Genomic DNA, 19357 nt, shown 5'->3' on the forward strand with positions numbered 1-19357 from the left:
ATTCCCACACAGTAATTCGTTAATTGAATGAAAAAAAGTTGCTCACACAAAAAAGACGCAAAGTTTTGCGTCTTCAAAATAATGTTAAGTTAAATGGAAATCTATCTGGATTCAACTATTGCTTAGCAGCCTTGTCCAAGCAATCTTGTAATACTTCGGCAAACTGCTTATCATTCGGCGGGGCAAAGATAGTGTTGTGCTCGCCTGGAATATCGTGAACGGCCACGCCTTTTCGTGCGTAGGGGATCCAGCCAAGGTGTTTAAAATCGTCCATGTAGAAAGTTTTCTTTTTTGCACGAAATAGCTCTATCTTTATGTCAACCGGGGTGAGCAAATAGTTCCGCTGCGCAGTCTCACTCTTTTCGTGAATGTCGTCCGTATAAGCAGCGAAGCCTTCTTTCTTTTTTACTTTATTTGGAAAAGCTTTTAGATAGGCCTTTTTAATTCTCCGGCCAATTTCTCTGCTTTTATATTCAATGGTTCGTTTTGGGTCTTCCAGAAACAATACCGGCGTGTAGGCTACCTGTTTAAGAAAAAACCAGGCATCGGTCAGTGCCCTTTTCAATGGCGGTGTGTGTATTTTAGTTTGATCGGCGTAGGTATCAAACATAGCCAGCATTTTTAAATCCTTACCCATGGCCAGCATTTGTTTAGCCATTTCATAAGCAATTAAGCCACCTAAAGAATACCCAGCAACTGCATATGGGCCAACCGGATCGTGGTTGATGATCTCCTCCACATAGTTGGCAGCAATTTCCTCCATCACATCTAAAGGCTCATCTATCCCGTTAATTCCTTTGGCCTGTAACCCGTAAACCGGTTGTTCATTGTCCATATTCATAGCCAAAGCGTTAAATAATAAAACGTTTAAGCCAGCGCCATGCACAATGTACAAAGGCATTTTACTGCCTTGGGGTTTAATCGGTACAAGCGAATCCCAGCTAATCGCTTCGTCGTTAATTTCTAAGCGGGTGGCCAGCTTTTCAATGGTAGAGTGTTCAAAAAGAGTGGCAAGTGGCAGGCGTTTTCCTGTTTTTTCTTCCAGTTTTGCCATTATTTTTACCGCAACAAGCGACCGGCCGCCTAATTGGAAAAAATTATCGATCATACTAATCTGATCCAAACCCATCATTTCCTGCCAGATATCTGCTACCAGTTTTTCATTGCTGGTGCGCGCCGCTATGTAACTCTCAGACCTTACAATGTAGCTGTAATCGGGTTTTGGCAAAGCTTTGCGGTCCACTTTTCCGTTTGGTGTTGACGGTATCGCGTCCAACAACACAAAATCATCCGGCACCATATATTCCGGCAGTTCGGCCAGTAAGGCGTTTTGCCAGGCATCCAACTGGTTAGCAGAAGGGTGACCGGTAGAACCATCGAGAAGTAACAGGTAAGCAACCAGGCGTGGATAGCCCGGAGTATCTTCACGCGCTATAACTACTACATCTTTCACCCCGGGCTGATTACTCAGGTGAAATTCTATTTCGCCGAGCTCTATCCGGTAACCGCGCACTTTAACCTGGTGGTCTATCCTCCCCAGGCAAATGATCTCACCATCGGGTTTGAATTTACCTAAATCGCCGGTGCGATAAATCTTATCTCCAGGTTTGTCAGAGAAGGGATTATCAATAAATTTTTCGGCAGTGAGCTCCTCCCGATTAAGATACCCCCAGGAGACACCGTCGCCACCAATCAGGATCTCGCCAATCTCGCCGTTGGTTAAATTGTTCATGGCTTCATCTACGATGTAGATCTGGGTATTATCTACAGGCCAGCCTACCGTAATGTCTTCTGCATCAGTAACGTGTTTTATAATCGAGTAGATGGTAGTTTCGGTAGGCCCGTAAAGGTTCCAAACTTCATTACAGCGCGGTATTAATTTCAAAGCCAGGTCTTTGGCTAGCGCTTCACCTCCGGTAAAAACCTTGATCGGCAGTTTTTCTTCCCAATCTACTTCCAGCATCATGCGCCAGGTATATGGCGTAGCCTGCAAAATAGTGATGCCTTGATTACGCACAATATCTAACACTGCACGGCCATCTTTAGCGGTAAGTGAATCTGCCACAACCAACTCTGCGCCCACACTAAGCGGTAAGTAAATATCCAGCCCTGCAATATCGAATGATATGGTAGCCACCGCCAACGTTTTATCGGCAGATGTAATGCCGGGTTTTTTCTGGCAGCTCAATATAAAGTTAACCAGGCTATGGTGCGCAATTTGAACACCTTTTGGCTTACCTGTAGAGCCGGATGTGTAAAGGATATAAGCAAGATCGCTGCCGGTTACCTGCGAGTTTGGTTCACTTACTGGTAAGCCAACCGAATCTGCTAATGCTTTTTCGATAATCAACTCCGTACTGTTGCCCGCATAGTGTCCGCTATATTTGGCTTGCGTAATTAAAATTTTAGCAGATGAATCTTCCAGCATGAATTCAATCCGGTCTTTAGGATATTCTGGATCAAGCGGCACGTAAGCAGCTCCCGACTTCATAATAGCCAGAAGCGATATGATCATCTCCGGTGAGCGATCTAGGGCCAAGCCGATAACATCTCCCTTTTTTACCCCCATAACCGATAGCAGGTTAGCGATCCGGTTAGCGGTATCGCTAACTTCGGTATACGTTAAACTACGATCCTGAAAACGAATGGCAACTTTGTTTGGATAACGCTGAACGCTTTCATTGAAGAGGGTGAACAATGCCTTTTCTTTTGGATAATCAACCTTGGTATTGTTTAATAATGCTTCCATATTTTCAATCACACTTTAGCCGGCGCCCCGGCCAAAGCTTACTTTTTCAAATTTTAAATTCAAAAACAACCTTTTATTTTAGGTTACCCGATGCCGCTATTTTAGTCACTAATTACTGGTTGTGCTATGTGGCGTATGTATAAACTTTTTGTTTGCGCCTTTCAATTTAAAAAGCAACGCCAGCATTGCAAAAAATATTAACGGTATTTTCAACACTGCACCCAATAATTTACTGTTGAAAAACTGGCCCGGTACAGCAACCAAAATACCAATGTAGCACAGCGCAGAAGCAGCCAGCCAAAGTTGCCATGAAGGGCCTATACCAGGCGTAAACAGCGATATAAACAACATAAAAGGCATTAGCCCGAGCATTAGAATGCGTGGTAAGATCGCCATTTGATAGATTTCGTTAAAATAATCGAAATTACCGTTTTTGAATAATTCGGTGAAACCGGTAAGTCCGTACTTTTTTAACAAGTTAAACTGTGCTGAAAGCCATCTGCGGCGCTGGTTTTTAAACACTTCTGGGTTACTTACCTTTTCATCATAAACCAATGCTGCATCGGCATATGCCACATGTATGTTTTGGCGGGTAAGCACGAGGCCCATTTCTTTATCAAAACCACCCACGGCATCAATTTTAGCCATGGTTTCTTTGAATAATCTGTATTCAAGGGCCATCCCTGAACCAATTATAGCTGCCGAAAGGTTTAAAACGCGCTGCGATTTGCGGAAGATGTGATTGTTTATTTCTTCACTTATGGCATCTAGAATAGCAACCGGTGTCTCTGTATTTTTAGCTATACGATGGCCCTGTATAACTCTGTCGCCTGCATGCAGGTAATTATTGATATGGCGCAGGTAATCGGTGGCTGCTATATTATCGATATCGAAAACTACTGCTGCATCAAAATCTTCGAATGTATTGGCTATTGCCTTGTGCAGTGCTTTGGATTTTGTGCTGCTTTCAAATACAACTTCTACTACTTGCAGGGGCATTTCTTTAAGTTTAACAATGGTTTCCGGCTGCATGGAATCGGCTATGACACAAACATGGAATTTATCCTGGGGATAGTCAATTGTTAGTGCCTGCGCTGCCGAGTTCAGAATTATAGCGTCTTCTTTGTAAGCACAAATATAAATTACAAACTTACTATAGGCCGCAGCAACAGGGGGGGCTTTTTTGATCATAAGCTTGCCAAGTACCGAAAAAATAAACAAGTACAGGCTATAGATACCAAGGTAAATAAATACCAGTGTAAATAATATCGAAAAAATGAGTCTAATAAAGTCCATGGTCAACCTTGTTTAAAATCTAAAAATTATTCGGATCAAAATGCGACGCCTTTCTCCTTAAGGCCCTTTACTAATAATTCCTTAATATCGGAAATTCTGTGCTCCCAAGTATTATCTGCGGCAATATTTATTCTTTGCTGTACCTTTTCCGGTGCTTTTGCATCTGCCAGGGCTATATTTAAAGCAGCAGAGAACTCGTCTGCTGTGCGGCAGTAGGGTACAAGCCCGGCGGTAAAATTATGCAGATCATCATTGAAATTGGTAGATACGACTGGTTTGCCTGCTCCCAGGTACTCAAATAGTTTGAGCGGAAATATATTAGCGCTAACTTCATCCTTTTTAAAAGGGATGATGCACACATCAAAGCCTTTTAAAACTGCAGGCATTTGCTCATACGCAACAGGGCCTGGTAAATGCAGGTTTGCCGCTGCGAATTGCCCTTCTTTAATATAATCTTCATCAACAGGGCCAACAAATACAAAGCTTTTATCCGGGTTATCACCTATTACTTGTTTGATCAAGGTGTAATCTATCCGGCGTTCAACCGCGCCAAAATAGCCTATCACCGGCTTTTTTATCCCCGATAGTATCTCCGCCAGCGACAACGAATGATCAAGTGCTTTTTGGCTGTGGGTGAGGTTTGCGGCATTGGGAACAAAGTACGAGTGCTTATTTAACAGTGCTTTCTTTCTCTGTAGTTCGCGGCTGGTGCAAATGATCATATCTACACTTTTAGCTAAAATCTGCTCGTTATTTACGCCGTGCTTCAATTGGTATTCCTCAATTATGGGGTCTACACAGTGGTATACAGCTATTGCAGGTTTTGGCTCGAGGATTTGATGAAGCTGCGGATACGAAAAGTTGTAGGAGTTGATATAAATATAGTTTTTAACGCCCAATTGTTTGAATACCTTTTTTAAGCGTGATGCCACCATCCACTCATTAAACTTTACGGCCATGCGATAAGCCTTTCCTTCGGGTATCGCGTTGATAGAAGGAACAGGTGGAGATATTATAATCTTGAAGTTTGGTAGATCTGATTGTATAAAGCTGTCCGCAGAGTTAAAAAAGTGTGCTTTACGTAATTGATAGGCTTTGGTATCCTTATATTTAAAATAATCTTTCCAGGTAAAGGGCCGGTCTACAAAATAAACATAATTGTCTTTTGCCAGCAGGCGCGCCATGGTGTAAATAGTAGACTCTAAACGCCCGTCGAACTGCATTTGCGAAAAAACTACGATATGTTTGCCGGTTAAAGTCATGCACCCTGGGTCTTTGATTTATTTTTTAAATGACCAATCATCGCTTTTAGCTGGCCATAGCCTAGCGAGAATAAGTCATTTAACGTAAAATTAAGATGTTTTTTCAATTGAAGGTATCCAAATATTACTCCTGAATAATAAGTAAACAGGGACGCTATAGCTACCCCGTACAAATTGTGGAAGATGGCTATCCCGGCAAAATCTGCTATCACGTTAACGGTAAGCATCAGAAAAACCTTTAGCATATTCAAATGCGGCTTATTCAGTATATCCAGCGTAATTCCAAAAAACCTGTCGATAGGCATAATGATCACATAACACATAAAAATCCGGAAGATATTGAACGCATCAGAATGCACGTATTTATCGCCAAATAACAACTGGATAACCAGCCCACCTAAAATACAGCCTCCAATTGCCACTGGTAAAAGCAGTACCGTTAACAGGCCGCCGTATCTTTTCATGATGTTGGCAATTTCTGGTCGGTTATCTTTTTGGGCAGCAGCGGATAATTCTGGCAGTGCGGTAGATACAAAACTCCGCATAGGTATTTCGAAAACTTCCATGAGCCGCTGAGGAATATAATATACCCCTACCAATTTTGTAGGGAACATTATTTTGATAATAAAAGTATCCGAACTGCGAAGCAGTGTTGACCCAAGTGAAGTACCCACACTATACTTACCAAAATTAGCCAGCTGTTTCATGGAAGCCAAAGATTTATGTCTGATACTACTCACCTTCGACCATCCGGCAAATACACATAAAAGGCTGGTAACGATATTGGTAGCAAGATAACAGTAAACTACCGAATCAAATTTGAGCTCTTTGAGATAAATAATTATAAAGATCAGGCCTAAAAAGCCACCCTGGTTAACGATCTGTATAATAAACATTTTGTCGAAGCGCTCTTCGGCCTGCAAAATCCAGCCGGCAATGGCTGATGGCAGTGTACATATATAAATAATACCAAACCACCTAAGCGTATCTTCCAAATCGCTGTTGCTGCTTTTTAAAAACAAATAAAGGAGGAGATCGATGAACGCCAATCCAAATGTTAATATAAAGCCGACGGCCCAGGCGGAGCCAGCTATATTAGTAGCGCGATCTTTTGGTGCCCCAGCATAAAATTTTACCAGCGAGGTTTGTAAAAAACCTGTGCGGAACATATCAGCCAGCAGAAAGGTTTGTAGAAAGAAAATGTAGTTACCAAAATCAACCTCGGGTAATTTGTGTGCCAGGATGGAGAGTACCAGCATGCCGATTAGAGGCATAGCTGCACTGCTTGCCAGGTTGATCGTATGTTTGTTAATTATCTTTTTTATAAACGACATTTGGCCAATGAGCTTAAGCTTTTTCCCAGCTAGCGGTTTCAAAATTGTATTTTTTAATTACCCTAGCCGGGTTGCCAACAGCCACGCTGTAAGCCGGCACATCTTTTGTAACAACACTGCCTGCGCCGATAACGGCATGTTTGCCAATGGTAACTCCTGCGGTAATTACACTGTTGGCTCCAATCCAAACATCATCCATTACGGTGATTTGGCCGGTTACCACTTTTTGTACACGCGGGGGGGTATTAATATCCTCATACCCATGGTTAAGGCCAGAAAGTACAACATTTTGCGCCATCATCACATAATTACCCAGCGTAACCGGGCCGATAATGGTATTTGACAAACCAACCCCTACGTGGTGCCCTATCAAAACGGCGCCTACGCCATTGTTAATTGCTGCGAAATCTTCCACAATGCTGTTTTCGCCCAGGGCAAAATCATTAAACGGGAAAACGTCCATCCGTGCGTATAAACCTACTTTTGCTTTCCAGCTGCGATTATGAATAAATGGATTTAAAATCCATCTTACCCATAGCCGCGGCCGGGAATGGCCCGATCTGACGATTAGCCAGTGCGCAAATTTTTTTATACGGGGGTGAGATTTGATTACTGTAAGTAACGACATCTATAAAAAGTTATTTGGCTTCGATATTGTTATGGCAGTGCCCTTCAGTTCGGCCTGCTCATTGTCATCCAATCTTTTGCATACAACAAGCAGCGCGCTTGCCATATAAAACAATATGTTTGAAGGGTATTGTACCAGCGCCTGCTGCGGATAATTACCGATATTATAAACGAATATAGATAATATCATGGCTAAACAGTAAGTTTTGAGCTCAGGATTTTGGATAAGATAGTAGTTATTTATCCCTGTCTTCAAAATAACAAACATCAGTGTGCAAAACAAAAGCAGGCCTATCCATCCCATTTCTACGGCAACGCGTACAAAACCACTGTCTGGCGGAAACTTTGCCAGCATAGAATTAGGCGCGAATCTGCGCCCCCATATACCTACTGAACCTAAGCCGCCACCAATAGGATGTGATAGTATATATGGCTTAATACGGTGCTGATTTTCGGCCCGCACGTTGAAAGAAGCATCTTTTGAGGGATTGAACGCCGATTGAAACCTTTTGATCGTAGCATTTGATGTCGGCATAAAAATAACAACTGCCAGTAGCAATCCTGCAGAAACAACCGCCACAATGATTTTCCGGTTAAACTTTAATATGGCCAGTAGCGCCAAGGCTGCAGGCAAAAGTACATAGGCACCCCTGGTACCACTGTAAAGCATGGTAAGCAGGTAAAATGGAATAAGGCACCCTAAAAAGATTTTTTTTGCTTTGCTGATATTAAGCATGAAAAAACAGATGCACATGGCTGATGCCACAACCATATTATAGGAAAAGGTTACCGGATCCGGGAAAATAGCCACTTTACGTAAATGTCCGTTTATAAACAAAAAGCTTAAGCGCAATGGATCTGAGTAGTACCAGGTTTTTTCGAAACCCATCAGGCCAAAGTTTTCCTGCTGAAAGCCTGATATGGCCGCCAGCAAACACAGAAAAAGCCAAAGCTTAAATAAGAAACGGATATATTTGATAGACCGGATCTGGTAGACAAATACAAAATACATCAACATTAAGAAGCCTACTGTTCGCACGGTATATACCCAGGCTAAAATTGAAGGCGAGGCCGGGTTTATGGCTTCGAGGAAATTGTATGCAAGCCAAATCAACACAAGGTAGCTAATCGGATTTTTAAAATAAAACCAATTATTATCGTATTTCTTCTTAACAAAAAAGCCAAAAATGAGTAAATAGGTGAGGGCATCCAGCAAAATTCCGGATGGAGCATCAGGAGGTAAAAACTCAGAAACATAGTTTAACATGAAGGACACGACTACGAATACGGCGATGCCAAACTCCGGATAAGCGATTACTCCATAAACAACGGGTACTCCAATGATCAGAACAAGTAAGCCTGCGGCGCCAATTATTCCTGCTTTTGCAACTACCAAACTAATGATAACGGCAACAGGCAGCAACAGTAAAATCATAGTTGTGGTGCTCCAATTGCTTATCGCTAATTTTTTGTGCAAATAGCTTCTTAGCCCTTTATTTTCTGCCTGGTTATCAATCATTTTGTAACTCAGCGTTTATGCAAGGATCAATATTTTAACAGCCCAGAAAAAAACACCTAGAAAAACAAAAATCACTGCTGCCTTGCGTGTTTTTTTCTCAATGGGGGTCAAGCCTTCAAACGGATCAACTTTAATATTTGAGTTTGGCGTAATTTTCATGGCAGCAATTGATTAAGCAGAATTTGGCTTAAAGTATTAATTCTCCTGTACGGTAGCCTTATTGAGGATCCAGCCTGCAAATTTCGTGTCAAGGTTTTTCAAATAGGTGATATCATTTTTTTGCGTTTTAAGAACACTTTTATTCGCTTCAAAAACTGCAATCACTTTATTGGCAAATAATATCCACTCCTTTGATTTATTTAGCGTAGATAGGGCAGGTGTCTCTATAATGATGATATCATATTTGGTCTTCAATTCGTTGAACCGGCTTCTGATAAAGTTCTCGTCGCTGACCTCTAAAAGCGTCACATCGCCGCCATGGTTTCCAAGTACCGTAGTTCCGCCGGAAAATGCCTGATAGGTATCCGGATTGTTTTTGAAATAATCTTCAATGTATAATTTTGGCTGTGCGGTAGCGGTAATAGTAGGATTGCTGAAGTTGCCATCTATCAATAATACTTTTTTGTTGATCATGGCGTAGGAGTAAGCCAAACTCAATGCTAATACTGTTTTGCCTTCATGGTGTCCAAGGCTGGTGACTGCTAATATTTTATCTCCTTTTAATTCCTGGTCAACTTCAAACCTTATCGAGCGGATCAGTTCCTTAAATTGCTTCATCTTATCCCTATGCTCAACATCCCATAGTTTGCGAAGATCCAATGTGCCGCCTGTAACGGTGTTAAGGTAGCCCAGCGATGGGAGATTGGTTTGCGTAACCAATTGGCCCGGATGTTTAATGGTATCGTCGAGGAAGAACCTCACAAATAATATAACTACGCAAAATGCAAAAGTGATCACTCCGCTCAGGATGATCAGCAACATCTTTTTAGAGGGCTCCGCGGCATCGGGCGTTGCATAATCAACCTGCCGCAATTTAATGGAAAAAGTAGATTGCAGATTGGTTTGGTTATACTTATTCAAAACATCCAGGTATTCCTTACTGGCGATATCCAGTTCAAAATTGTAAGTTTTCACCGTTGCATCAAATGGAACCAACCGCTGGAATTTTGCATTCAAGCCCGCCAGTGCATCATTAATTGCCCTTAAACTATACTTCGCCAAGTCCCGTGTCACCTCCAAGGTTGCTTTTTGAGTTACCAATGCGTCTTTGCCTACTAATGGGTTTGTAAGGTATTTGTCTGACGTAAGGTTAATCTGCTGGGTAAGTTGTTTCGTTAAAGAGTCTATCTGTGCTTTATACTGCGGGGCGAAGTTGCTGCGAACATACTTATTGGTAAGGAGATGCAATTGTTCCTGCGTCTCCACCAAAGCTGTATTATATTTGTTCAGCGATGCTTCGATATAGTTACGGTCTTTTGGGTCAAATTTATTATTGATATTGCTGATGGCACCGTTGTACGAAGCTACATCTTTTTCAGCCTGTTGTTTACGGTCGCTGTAAACCATAATTTGGTCAAAGATGGACTTTGACTGCTCTTCCAGATTAATCACGCCATTCTGTATTTTGTACTGCTGCAGCTGGGCTGTTTTCTTGTTTAGTGCGTCCCGCTTTTCGGCCAAAAGTTTAGCCAGGAAATTGACGGCATCGGTTTCATTTTGCCTGATGGTGTGCGTGTAGTAGCTAATGAATTCGCGGCATAGTACGTTTACAATAAATGCGGATAGCTGAGGGTTGGCAGATTCATAACTAACCGAAATAAAATCGCTATCCTCATCACGTATGATCTGGAGGTCTTCGCGCAGGTTGCGCTCGTCATACTTCATAGATCGGAGCAACTCATTTAGCCCGTTTTCGTCCTTATTATAAAAGTCCATCGGCTCCATGCGCTTGAGCTTTTGGTTAAATAACGCGATGGCGTGGTTTTTTGCGCCGGCATTCATCGTCAGAAAGAGTTTACTGTAAGGCTTGAAAGGAGTGGGGCTGGTTAAATCGTGCAAAATCAGCTGGTAGGATACCTGATTTATGAGCTTTTTAAGCTTCATGATCTCTATCAGATTGCTAAAGCCTTGTGCAATTTGTTGTTCCTGTGCAGCGCTGTTGCTCTCTTTATCAAGCAAGTGGCGAGATTCATCGATGATACCTGTTGCGATCTGCGCATTTGATACATATTTATCGGCCAGGTTTTTAACAAGGAAATAAGAAATAATTATAGTAGCAAGCGGAACAATTATCAGCAGGTTTTTATGTTTCCATAAAACTTTCAAAAAATTTGCGAACTCCATTCTTTATTTAACCTCTTCTAATTTAACGCCTAAAACTTCTTCAAGATTAGTTTTTGCTGTTAACATGGCCAACTCCGCCTGTACTTTAAACCCTCCCTGCTGATATAGGCTTGTTAAGGCCTCGTTGTACACCTGGAAGGTAGTTTCATTTTTTTGGAACGAATACTTCAATTGCTTAACGGCAGTTTCTCCATCGATAATAGCTCCAGAACGTAAGCGCAATTCAGCTTGTGCCGTAAGATACTGAAAGTATAGCTTTTTTACGGTAGATTCAAGCGCAAGGTTATATTCAGCCTGCTGATATTCGGCAACTTTAACTGTTGCTTTGGCGCCACGCACAGCAAATGGGGTAGTTAAAACCTGGCCTATATTAATTGAAAACGTTAATTGGTAACCGTTAAAAAGAGTTGGCTGAATTAAGTTTATAGAGTTTTTTGGACTGTAAATATAGGATGCCGTGAAAGCGTTGAACCAACCTGCCGCTGCCTGGCTGACAGCTGCCCTAGCCACGTTGACCTGCGACTGGCGAACCTTTATCTCCGGGTAGTTCTTTTTTGCTGTAGCAATAAGTTTTTCCATAAACTGATAGTTAATATCAGGTATCATAGACTCCTGGGCACGTAACCCGGAAGTCAAAAGCATAGCTATTGCAAAAAAGCCGAATAGTTTGAATCTGATAGTCATAATTTAAACTTTCTCTTTCTGAAACATAGCAGGAACGGTCCCGATAATTATCTTAACATCTAACCAAAAAGAATACTTCTGGGCATAAAAATTATCCAGTTTCTTCCTTTCCCTTTCGCTCATATCTTCTTTCCCACGCTTGCTTATTTGCCACAACCCAGTTAAACCTGCAGGTCCTAAGAAACGCATAGACCACTCATTAGAGGTGAGCATCTCTGCTTCGTATACAGGTAGCGGCCTGTTGCCCACTACAGACATGTCTCCTCGTAAAATATTAAATAGCTGCGGTAATTCATCCAAACTGCTATTACGTAGAAAATTCCCCAATTTAGTTACCCTTGGGTCGTTCTTAATTTTAACGAAAGCGGATTTGGCAGTGCCGGTTTCTTCGGCAGCATACTGGTTATTGGTAACGGCCATTTGCGCAAGCATTTGGTCAGCATCCGTACGCATTGAGCGGAATTTGTAAAAATCGAAAATTTTATAACCCGTTCCTACGCGTTTGCTTTTATAAAATACCGGGCCTTTAGAATCAAATTTAATAGCAATAGCAACTATTGCCATAACCGGCGAAAGGCCAATCAGCATCATGCTGGAGATGAAAAGATCAAGAAACCGCTTGCCTGCTGGCATTTGGTAGGTGGTATCTACTTCCTTTGAAAGCTCCAATAATCTGGGCTTGATCAATTTAAACCTTACTAAAAAGTTCAGGCGCTCGCGCAGGTCAGAAGTGGAAAACGGATAGGTATAAAAATCATGAAGTTTCAGCTTCATGGCAGTTTGTACCAGTTTTTTATCGTTGCGGGTAGAAAGCATAACGATAATCAAACCATTCATCAGAAAATTTTTTCTTAACGCATCAACCAGTGCGAAACATTTTTCGTCCTTATCTACTTCAACTAAAATTATATCAGGAATAGTTAAGATAGATTGATCGCCAAGATAATCTTCCAGATCTTTAAGCGTATCGTTAAAAGAAATGCGAAAGCTTTCGCCAAGATCATTTGAAATAAGGTCTTTTAATTCAAGCCCGGCATAGGCTATCCTGACCTGCGAACCTGAATTTTCGTTCCAATCAGTTGTCTGATGCATCATAAACTTGTAAAGCTTGATTAATAGCTGATTTTAAGGTGGTTGGGTTGAAAGGCTTGTGTATATAAGCCTCTACTTTAAAGGGCATTTTGGCAACTTGTTCTTCTAAATCATGCGCGGCTGAAAGCATGATAACGGGAATATTTCTGTAGAAACCACTGATTTTAACGTTTTTAATGAAGGATTGCCCATCAAAGTAAGGCATTTGTAAATCCGAGATGATCAACTTTGGCATATTGCCGTCTTCTAACCAGCTAAATGCTTCGATACCGTTGTTCTTAACAATAATTTCATAGTCCTTGGATAAGATGAAATTCAGTAATTTCAAAATACTCAAATCATCATCCACAATAAGTAGCGTTTTCTTCATGCCGAAATTGTCGTAGTTACTGCTATAAATATGATACTTTTAAATCAAAATATGCTAAAAAATTAATCTAAAAGCGATATTGGTACAAATTAAATCAATGTAAAATATTTATCCCATAACTTAAATGCCTTGTTTTATATCGCTTATATTTTTTATTAAAAGTAGATTAAAAAATTCGATTGTAGATTTTCATCAAATTGATAAAAGGTAAAATGTTGGTAAATTATGCTCATGTGGATTATTTAAACAGATATATTCGGCTCGGTTTACCCGTAATTAACAATGGTAGAAATAAATTCTAAACAATATTTTATCGGAATTGATTTAGGCACTGGAAGCGCTAAAGCGGTGTGTGTTGACGAGGATGGGAAAATAATTGCCACTTCCCAGTATCATTATCCAACCATTAATCCTCAGCCAACTGTGAGCGAACAAAACCCTGAATCTATATGGGATGCGTTTGTGAATTGCCTTAATGAGGTGCTGGGCGAATTGAATTCAGCCCCCTCGTCGATAAGTTTCAGCAGTGCCATGCACAGCATAATGCCGGCTGATGCAAAGGGAACTGCCCTTGCAAATGCAATGCTTTGGGCGGATTCCCGGAGTGCAGGTATAGCGGCCGGGCTAAGGGCATCAAGCGAAGGGGAGGCCATTTACAAGCATACTGGTACGGCAATTTATGCCATGTCTCCTCTTTGCAAAATAATTTGGTTAAAGCAAAATAAGCCGAATTTATTTACTGAAGCAGTTAAGTTCATATCTATCAAAGAATACATCTGGTTTAAACTTTTTGGCGTATTTGAAGTGGATCATTCTGTGGCGTCCGCCACTGGTATGCTGGATATTATTGCTTTAGAATGGTATCAGCCATCACTTGAATTAGCAGGTATAGATAGCGGCCACCTTTCTTCGCCGGTAAGCACTACCCATCTGCGCTTTTTAACGATGGAGAATCCGATGTTTCCGGCTCTGCCAATCACAACGGCATTCGTTATCGGTGCCACCGACGGTTGCTGCGCTAATTTGGGCGGTAACGCCATCAGACCGGGCGTTGCGGCTTTAACCATTGGCACCAGTGGAGCAGTTAGAGTTGGGCGCAGTAACCCCGTTTATAACTATAAAGCAATGACGTTTAACTATTTGCTGAACCGAAATACTTATATCTGCGGCGGTGCTGTTAATAATGGGGGCGCGGCGGTTGACTGGCTACTGAAAAGCTTTTTGAAAACAAACACAGTAGATGACGATGCTTATAAGAGATTATTTGAACAGATAGAGGCCGTTGAGGCTGGCAGTAATGGCTTGCTATTTCTGCCTTATTTGTATGCCGAAAGAGCCCCGATCTGGGATGCGAGTAGCTCCGGTGCATTTCTTGGGATCAATTTTAAACACCAGCAGCAGCACTTTTTGAGGGCCGCCCTTGAAGGAATTTGCTTTGCGCTGTATGATGTACTTCAGGCTGTAGAGGGATCGTCTGAGCCGGTTAGTGAGATTGTGGTGAGCGGTGGATTTATTTCTTCGCCAGTTTGGGTGCAAATATTAGCCGATATAACAGGTAAAAAGCTGGTGCTTTTACAAAGCGGCGACTCGTCTGCAATAGGCGCCGTTTACCTGGGTATGGAAGCCCTGGGGGTTGATATAGCACCTGTGTTAAAAGCGGAAAGCGAATCGCAAACGGTAGTGGAACCAAATGCAGCGCGCCATAAAACTTACAGTGCATTGTTTCCGATTTATAAAAAACTATACGACGATTTAAAAGATAGCATGCACCAGCTAAAACTACTGGACTTATAAAATCATTACACCAGGTTTGTTCACTACGGGTAATTTGATAAAATTACTATCGACGATGCTTTCTGGCAAAAAGATAAATTTTTTATCGAAGATATCTTTACCGATATAGTAGCTAAGCCAATATTCGTTATTTAAGCCAAACGTGGCCTCATCAATGGGTTCTATCAATTTAAACGAATTAGCAGGGATTAAGGGGAAAGCATGTCGAAGTACGGAAGTTTTTACCTGCTCACCGTCTTTTTCACCATAGCCTTTTGAGGTGATCAAAACAGTTTCCAACGGTGCATTTGTCAGATTTATAAGGTACACGTACCAAATTTTGCTCTCAACGGTCTCGCTCTCCAGCGCAACGGCTATGCCTATATCTTTTACCACGTTTACAGGGATATCTTTTATCATTTTGCGTTAGTTGTAAAGCCTTCTATTTATAAAAGGTTGTAAAAGTTGATGAGTGGATTAACACAACACCATTTTCACAACCTTTTAAACGCTCTTAATTAATTATTTCTTCTTTACTGCAGCTTTCTTTTTTGCGGGTGCTTTTTTTGCAGCAGGCTTTGCCGCTGGTTTTGCCGCCGCTGCGGATTTGCCAAACCTACCTTTTTTAGCATCTTTCGGTGCTGCATCTGCCAGGACTTTGCACTCATCGAAAGTTAGCGTAAGCGGATCTTTATCTTTTGGAATTTTAACATTCAGCTTGCCAAATTCAATGTAAGGCCCCCATCTGCCGTTCAAAACTTTTACCGTTTCATCTTCGGCGAATGCTTTAATCAGCTTTTCTGCATCTTTTTTGCGTTTGGCCTCTATCAGTTCTATAGCTTGCTCTTCGGTCACGTCAAGCGGGTCTATTTCTTTTGGCAGCGATACAAACGCACTGTTGTGGCTAATATATGGCCCAAAACGGCCAATGGCTACCTTCATTATCTTACCTTCGTATTCGCCAACAACTTTTGGAAGTTTAAATAACTCCAGAGCTTCTTCTAAACTTATGGTTTCAATGCTCTGGCCCGTGCGCAAGCTTGCATAAGCAGGCTTTTCTTCATTTTCGTCAGATGCACTCTCGCCTAATTGTACAAAGGGGCCATAACGGCCAATTCTAACCGACATTTTTTTGCCGTTTTCGGGATGTACCCCAAGTTCGCGTTCGCCGGTTGCTTTATCTGCAGTTTCTATAGTGCTTTGTACATCTTTATGGAAAGGGTCATAAAAGATGCGGATCATCTTAGTCCAATCCTGCAGTCCTTGTGCAATCTCATCAAACTGCTTTTCTACGTTTGCCGTAAAATGAAAATCAACGATGCCCTGGAAGTGCTGAACTAAAAAGTCGTTTACCACCGCACCGATATCGGTAGGGAACAATTTGCCGCGTTCTGCGCCGGTGTTTTCACTTTTTTCCTCTTTAGTAATGTTTTCTTTCTTCAGCGTAAGCACCCTGAAATTTCTTACCCGTCCTTCACGCTCTTCTTTAACCACATAGCCGCGGTTTTGAATAGTGGAGATGGTAGGAGCGTAGGTGGATGGCCGGCCAATGCCTAACTCTTCGAGTTTCTTCACCAAACTTGCCTCTGTGTAGCGGGCAGGTGGGCGCGAGAAACGTTCAGTGGCGGTCATTTCCTGCAAATCCAGTACCTGCCCTTTTGTTAAAGGCGGCAAAATCGCGTTCTCGCCATCTGCGGTCTGGTTATCTTCTTCATCATCGCTGCTTTCCAGGTAAACTTTCAGGAAACCATCAAACTTCATTACTTCGCCGTTGGCGGTAAGTTCTTCTTTACGCGTTGATATACTGATCTTTGCAACGGTTTTCTCAAACTGTGCTTCGCTCATCTGCGATGCGATAGCACGTTTCCAGATCAGTTCGTAAAGGCGTTTTTCGTTAGATTCGCCATCGATGGTATGGTTATTAAAGTACGTTGGGCGAATAGCCTCATGCGCTTCCTGTGCACTTGCATTTTTAGTTTTATACTTGCGCGATTGATGATACTTACTACCGTATGCCGATACGATCTCACTCTCGGCCGCTGCAATAGCGGTATCAGAAAGGTTTACCGAATCGGTACGCATATAGGTTATGTAACCGGCTTCGTACAAACGCTGCGCCACCTGCATCGTTCGCGCAACCGAGTAACCCAACTTACGGCTGGCTTCCTGTTGCAATGTTGATGTGGTGAATGGTGCTGCAGGAGAACGTTTGGTTGGCCTGGTATCTAAAGATTTAATATCAAAGATAGCTTTGGCGCAGTCCTGCAAAAACTTTTCGGCATCTTCCTGTTTGCTGTAGCGCTCGGCCAGATCCGCCTTGAATGCATTCCTGCCTGTGCCGAAGATGGCAACTATTTTAAAAGCAGCTTCACTTTTAAATCTATTGATCTCCCTTTCGCGGTCAACAATTAAGCGTACGGCCACAGATTGCACTCGACCTGCAGAAAGAGACGGCTTAACCTTTTTCCACAATACGGGAGAAAGTTCAAAACCTACTAAGCGGTCTAAAACCCGGCGGGCCTGCTGTGCATTTACCAGGTTATAATCTATTTTTCGTGGATTATCTATAGCGCGTAAAATGGCTGGTTTGGTGATCTCGTGAAAAACGATGCGTTTAGTGCTGGCATCTTTTAAACCTAAAGTATCAAACAAGTGCCAGGAAATAGCCTCACCCTCGCGGTCCTCATCGGAAGCGAGCCATACCATGTCGGCTTCTTTAGCTAGCTTCTTTAACTCGCTCACCACCTGCTTTTTATCGGCAGGCACTTCATATCTTTGCGCAAAGTTGTTAGCTACATCTATGGCATCTTCAGACTTAACTAAATCGCGGATATGGCCGTAACTCGATTTTACGGTGAAATCTTTACCGAGGTATCCTTCTATGGTCTTGGCTTTCGCCGGTGATTCAACTATAAGTAGATTTTTGGCCATTAAGTACTTTGTTTTTTGCAAAGAAAACATAAAATGCGGTAGAAACGCAAATTGTTTTCGGTTGAGACGGGAAATGTTGGCAAGTTTGGAGCCCTTGGAAAGGTTGTCAAAGTTATAAAATCACCAAACTGACCTAAAACTTCTTAGCCCGATGACCATTTGAACCCTGTAATTAAATCAGAAACCCGCCGCCCAGCAGATCATTGCCTTCATAAAAAACAGCCGACTGGCCAGGAGCAATGCCCGATACCATATGATCGAATGAAACCTTCATGTGGTCGCTGATCTGTACAATCTTACTTTCCGTACCTGCATCCTTATACCGGATCTTAGTAACTGCTTCGATCGGCTCAGGGATGCTCGCGTATTTAACAAGATTGAGGTTACGTACCCAGGCTTCTTTCTTTTCCAGTTCTTCCGGCGTACCCAATACAACCGTATTGGTATCTGGCTGTATCTGCGTTACAAACATAGGTTTGCCTAATGCGATACCTAAGCCTTTGCGCTGGCCAATAGTATAGAAGGGGTAACCCTGGTGCTTACCTACGATGGTGCCATCAGTAAGTACAAAGTTGCCGGGGCCAACACGTTCGTCCAGGTCTTCCACCTTGTGGCGCAGGAATGATCGGTAATCGTTATCCGGCACAAAGCAGATCTCATAGCTTTCGCTTTTGCCAGCCAGTTCCAGCTGACCCATATCAACAGCCATCTGTCTAATATCGGGTTTGGAAAAACTACCTAATGGGAATTTGGTACGCGCTAAATTCTTTTGCGATACCCCCCAAAGTACATAAGATTGATCTTTATTTTCGTCTTTACCTTTTGAAATTACGTAGCGGCCACTATCCTGTAAACGGATATTGGCGTAATGCCCGGTGGCAATGAATTCACAATCCAGTTTATCAGCACGTTTCAACAAGGCCTCCCATTTGATGTGGGTGTTGCACAAAACACAGGGGTTTGGAGTGCGCCCGGCCAGGTATTCATCAACAAAATTGTCGATCACAAAATCGCCAAACTCGTTACGGATGTCAAGGATGTAATGCGGGAAACCATAACCAACAGCTAACGCACGCGCATCGTTGATGCTATCCAGGCTGCAGCAACCGGTTTCTTTAGAACTGCCGCCGGAAGAGGCATAGTCCCATGTTTTCATGGTAAGGCCTATAACTTCGTAGCCCTGCTCGTGCAGCATCACTGCCGCTACCGAACTGTCAACTCCGCCGCTCATGGCCACTAATATTCTTCCGTGCTTACTCATATTGGGTGCAAAGATAAGTCTTTACAGCGGAATATGGTTTAAGCCTGGGTCAGGGGATGGTAAAATAGGTTGGGTGCATTTATTGGCAAACAGCAATGCAGACACTGACATTTGGA

13 protein-coding genes and 1 pseudogene are annotated in these 19357 nt (G+C 42.3%); 1 reads left to right on the top strand and 13 read right to left on the bottom strand.

Annotation, left to right across the window (positions count from 1 at the left end; genetic code table 11):
* Positions 1-115: 115 nt before the first annotated feature.
* The 10 genes and pseudogenes from A0256_15200 to A0256_15245 form a co-directional block, all read right to left on the bottom strand.
* Positions 116-2749 (bottom strand): hypothetical protein, encoded by a 2634-nt coding sequence (locus A0256_15200; GenBank protein ID AMR32672.1) that lies wholly within the window; start codon positions 2747-2749, stop codon positions 116-118.
* 108 nt (positions 2750-2857) lie between these two features.
* Positions 2858-4045: a hypothetical protein gene (locus A0256_15205; protein AMR32673.1), complete on the bottom strand. Its 1188-nt coding sequence runs from the start codon at positions 4043-4045 to the stop codon at positions 2858-2860.
* Positions 4046-4080: 35 nt separating this feature from the next.
* Positions 4081-5307 (bottom strand): glycosyl transferase family 1, encoded by a 1227-nt coding sequence (locus A0256_15210; protein AMR32674.1) that lies wholly within the window; start codon positions 5305-5307, stop codon positions 4081-4083.
* On the bottom strand, positions 5304-6641 hold the full coding sequence (locus A0256_15215; protein ID AMR32675.1) for a hypothetical protein: 1338 nt from the start codon (positions 6639-6641) through the stop codon (positions 5304-5306). The genes A0256_15210 and A0256_15215 overlap by 4 nt, the downstream gene beginning before the upstream one ends.
* Before the next feature lie 13 nt (positions 6642-6654).
* Positions 6655-7269 (bottom strand): acetyltransferase, encoded by a 615-nt coding sequence (locus A0256_15220; protein AMR32676.1) that lies wholly within the window; start codon positions 7267-7269, stop codon positions 6655-6657.
* Positions 7270-7335: 66 nt separating this feature from the next.
* A pseudogene (locus tag A0256_15225) lies at positions 7336-8787 on the bottom strand (hypothetical protein).
* Between the two features lie 195 nt (positions 8788-8982).
* Positions 8983-11130: a hypothetical protein gene (locus A0256_15230; GenBank protein ID AMR32677.1), complete on the bottom strand. Its 2148-nt coding sequence runs from the start codon at positions 11128-11130 to the stop codon at positions 8983-8985.
* 3 nt (positions 11131-11133) lie between these two features.
* On the bottom strand, positions 11134-11814 hold the full coding sequence (locus A0256_15235; GenBank protein ID AMR32678.1) for a hypothetical protein: 681 nt from the start codon (positions 11812-11814) through the stop codon (positions 11134-11136).
* Between the two features lie 3 nt (positions 11815-11817).
* Positions 11818-12909: a glycosyl transferase gene (locus A0256_15240; GenBank protein ID AMR32679.1), complete on the bottom strand. Its 1092-nt coding sequence runs from the start codon at positions 12907-12909 to the stop codon at positions 11818-11820.
* A complete protein-coding gene (locus A0256_15245; GenBank protein ID AMR32680.1) occupies positions 12890-13276 on the bottom strand; it encodes a two-component system response regulator in 387 nt (128 codons plus the stop codon). The genes A0256_15240 and A0256_15245 overlap by 20 nt, the downstream gene beginning before the upstream one ends.
* A gap of 282 nt (positions 13277-13558) precedes the next feature.
* Here A0256_15245 and A0256_15250 point away from each other — a divergent pair, with 282 nt between their 5' ends.
* On the top strand, positions 13559-15070 hold the full coding sequence (locus tag A0256_15250; GenBank protein AMR32681.1) for a gluconokinase: 1512 nt from the start codon (positions 13559-13561) through the stop codon (positions 15068-15070).
* Here A0256_15250 and A0256_15255 read toward each other — a convergent pair.
* The 3 genes from A0256_15255 to A0256_15265 form a co-directional block, all read right to left on the bottom strand.
* Positions 15065-15469, bottom strand: a complete 405-nt coding sequence (locus tag A0256_15255) for a hypothetical protein (protein AMR32682.1) — start codon at positions 15467-15469, stop codon at positions 15065-15067. The genes A0256_15250 and A0256_15255 overlap by 6 nt on opposite strands.
* A gap of 102 nt (positions 15470-15571) precedes the next feature.
* Entirely contained in the window at positions 15572-17980 is a 2409-nt protein-coding gene (locus A0256_15260; protein ID AMR34569.1) for a DNA topoisomerase I, read from the bottom strand.
* Positions 17981-18152: 172 nt separating this feature from the next.
* A complete protein-coding gene (locus tag A0256_15265; protein ID AMR32683.1) occupies positions 18153-19241 on the bottom strand; it encodes a tRNA(5-methylaminomethyl-2-thiouridine)-methyltransferase in 1089 nt (362 codons plus the stop codon).
* Positions 19242-19357: the final 116 nt, after the last annotated feature.

The organism is Mucilaginibacter sp. PAMC 26640, from assembly GCA_001596135.1.
Lineage (GTDB): Bacteria > Bacteroidota > Bacteroidia > Sphingobacteriales > Sphingobacteriaceae > Mucilaginibacter.

Excerpts from the sequence above, each read along its gene's own strand:
- A0256_15200 (AMR32672.1), bottom strand. The coding sequence starts at position 2,749 with ATGGAAGCATTATTAAACAATACCAAGGTTGATTATCCAAAAGAAAAG.
- A0256_15255 (AMR32682.1), bottom strand. The coding sequence starts at position 15,469 with ATGATAAAAGATATCCCTGTAAACGTGGTAAAAGATATAGGCATAGCC.
- A0256_15205 (AMR32673.1), bottom strand. The coding sequence starts at position 4,045 with ATGGACTTTATTAGACTCATTTTTTCGATATTATTTACACTGGTATTT.
- A0256_15235 (AMR32678.1), bottom strand. The coding sequence starts at position 11,814 with ATGACTATCAGATTCAAACTATTCGGCTTTTTTGCAATAGCTATGCTT.
- A0256_15210 (AMR32674.1), bottom strand. The coding sequence starts at position 5,307 with ATGACTTTAACCGGCAAACATATCGTAGTTTTTTCGCAAATGCAGTTC.
- A0256_15220 (AMR32676.1), bottom strand. The coding sequence starts at position 7,269 with ATGTCGTTACTTACAGTAATCAAATCTCACCCCCGTATAAAAAAATTT.
- A0256_15245 (AMR32680.1), bottom strand. The coding sequence starts at position 13,276 with ATGAAGAAAACGCTACTTATTGTGGATGATGATTTGAGTATTTTGAAA.
- A0256_15215 (AMR32675.1), bottom strand. The coding sequence starts at position 6,641 with ATGTCGTTTATAAAAAAGATAATTAACAAACATACGATCAACCTGGCA.
- A0256_15230 (AMR32677.1), bottom strand. The coding sequence starts at position 11,130 with ATGGAGTTCGCAAATTTTTTGAAAGTTTTATGGAAACATAAAAACCTG.
- A0256_15250 (AMR32681.1), top strand. The coding sequence starts at position 13,559 with ATGGTAGAAATAAATTCTAAACAATATTTTATCGGAATTGATTTAGGC.
- A0256_15240 (AMR32679.1), bottom strand. The coding sequence starts at position 12,909 with ATGATGCATCAGACAACTGATTGGAACGAAAATTCAGGTTCGCAGGTC.
- A0256_15260 (AMR34569.1), bottom strand. The coding sequence starts at position 17,980 with ATGGCCAAAAATCTACTTATAGTTGAATCACCGGCGAAAGCCAAGACC.
- A0256_15265 (AMR32683.1), bottom strand. The coding sequence starts at position 19,241 with ATGAGTAAGCACGGAAGAATATTAGTGGCCATGAGCGGCGGAGTTGAC.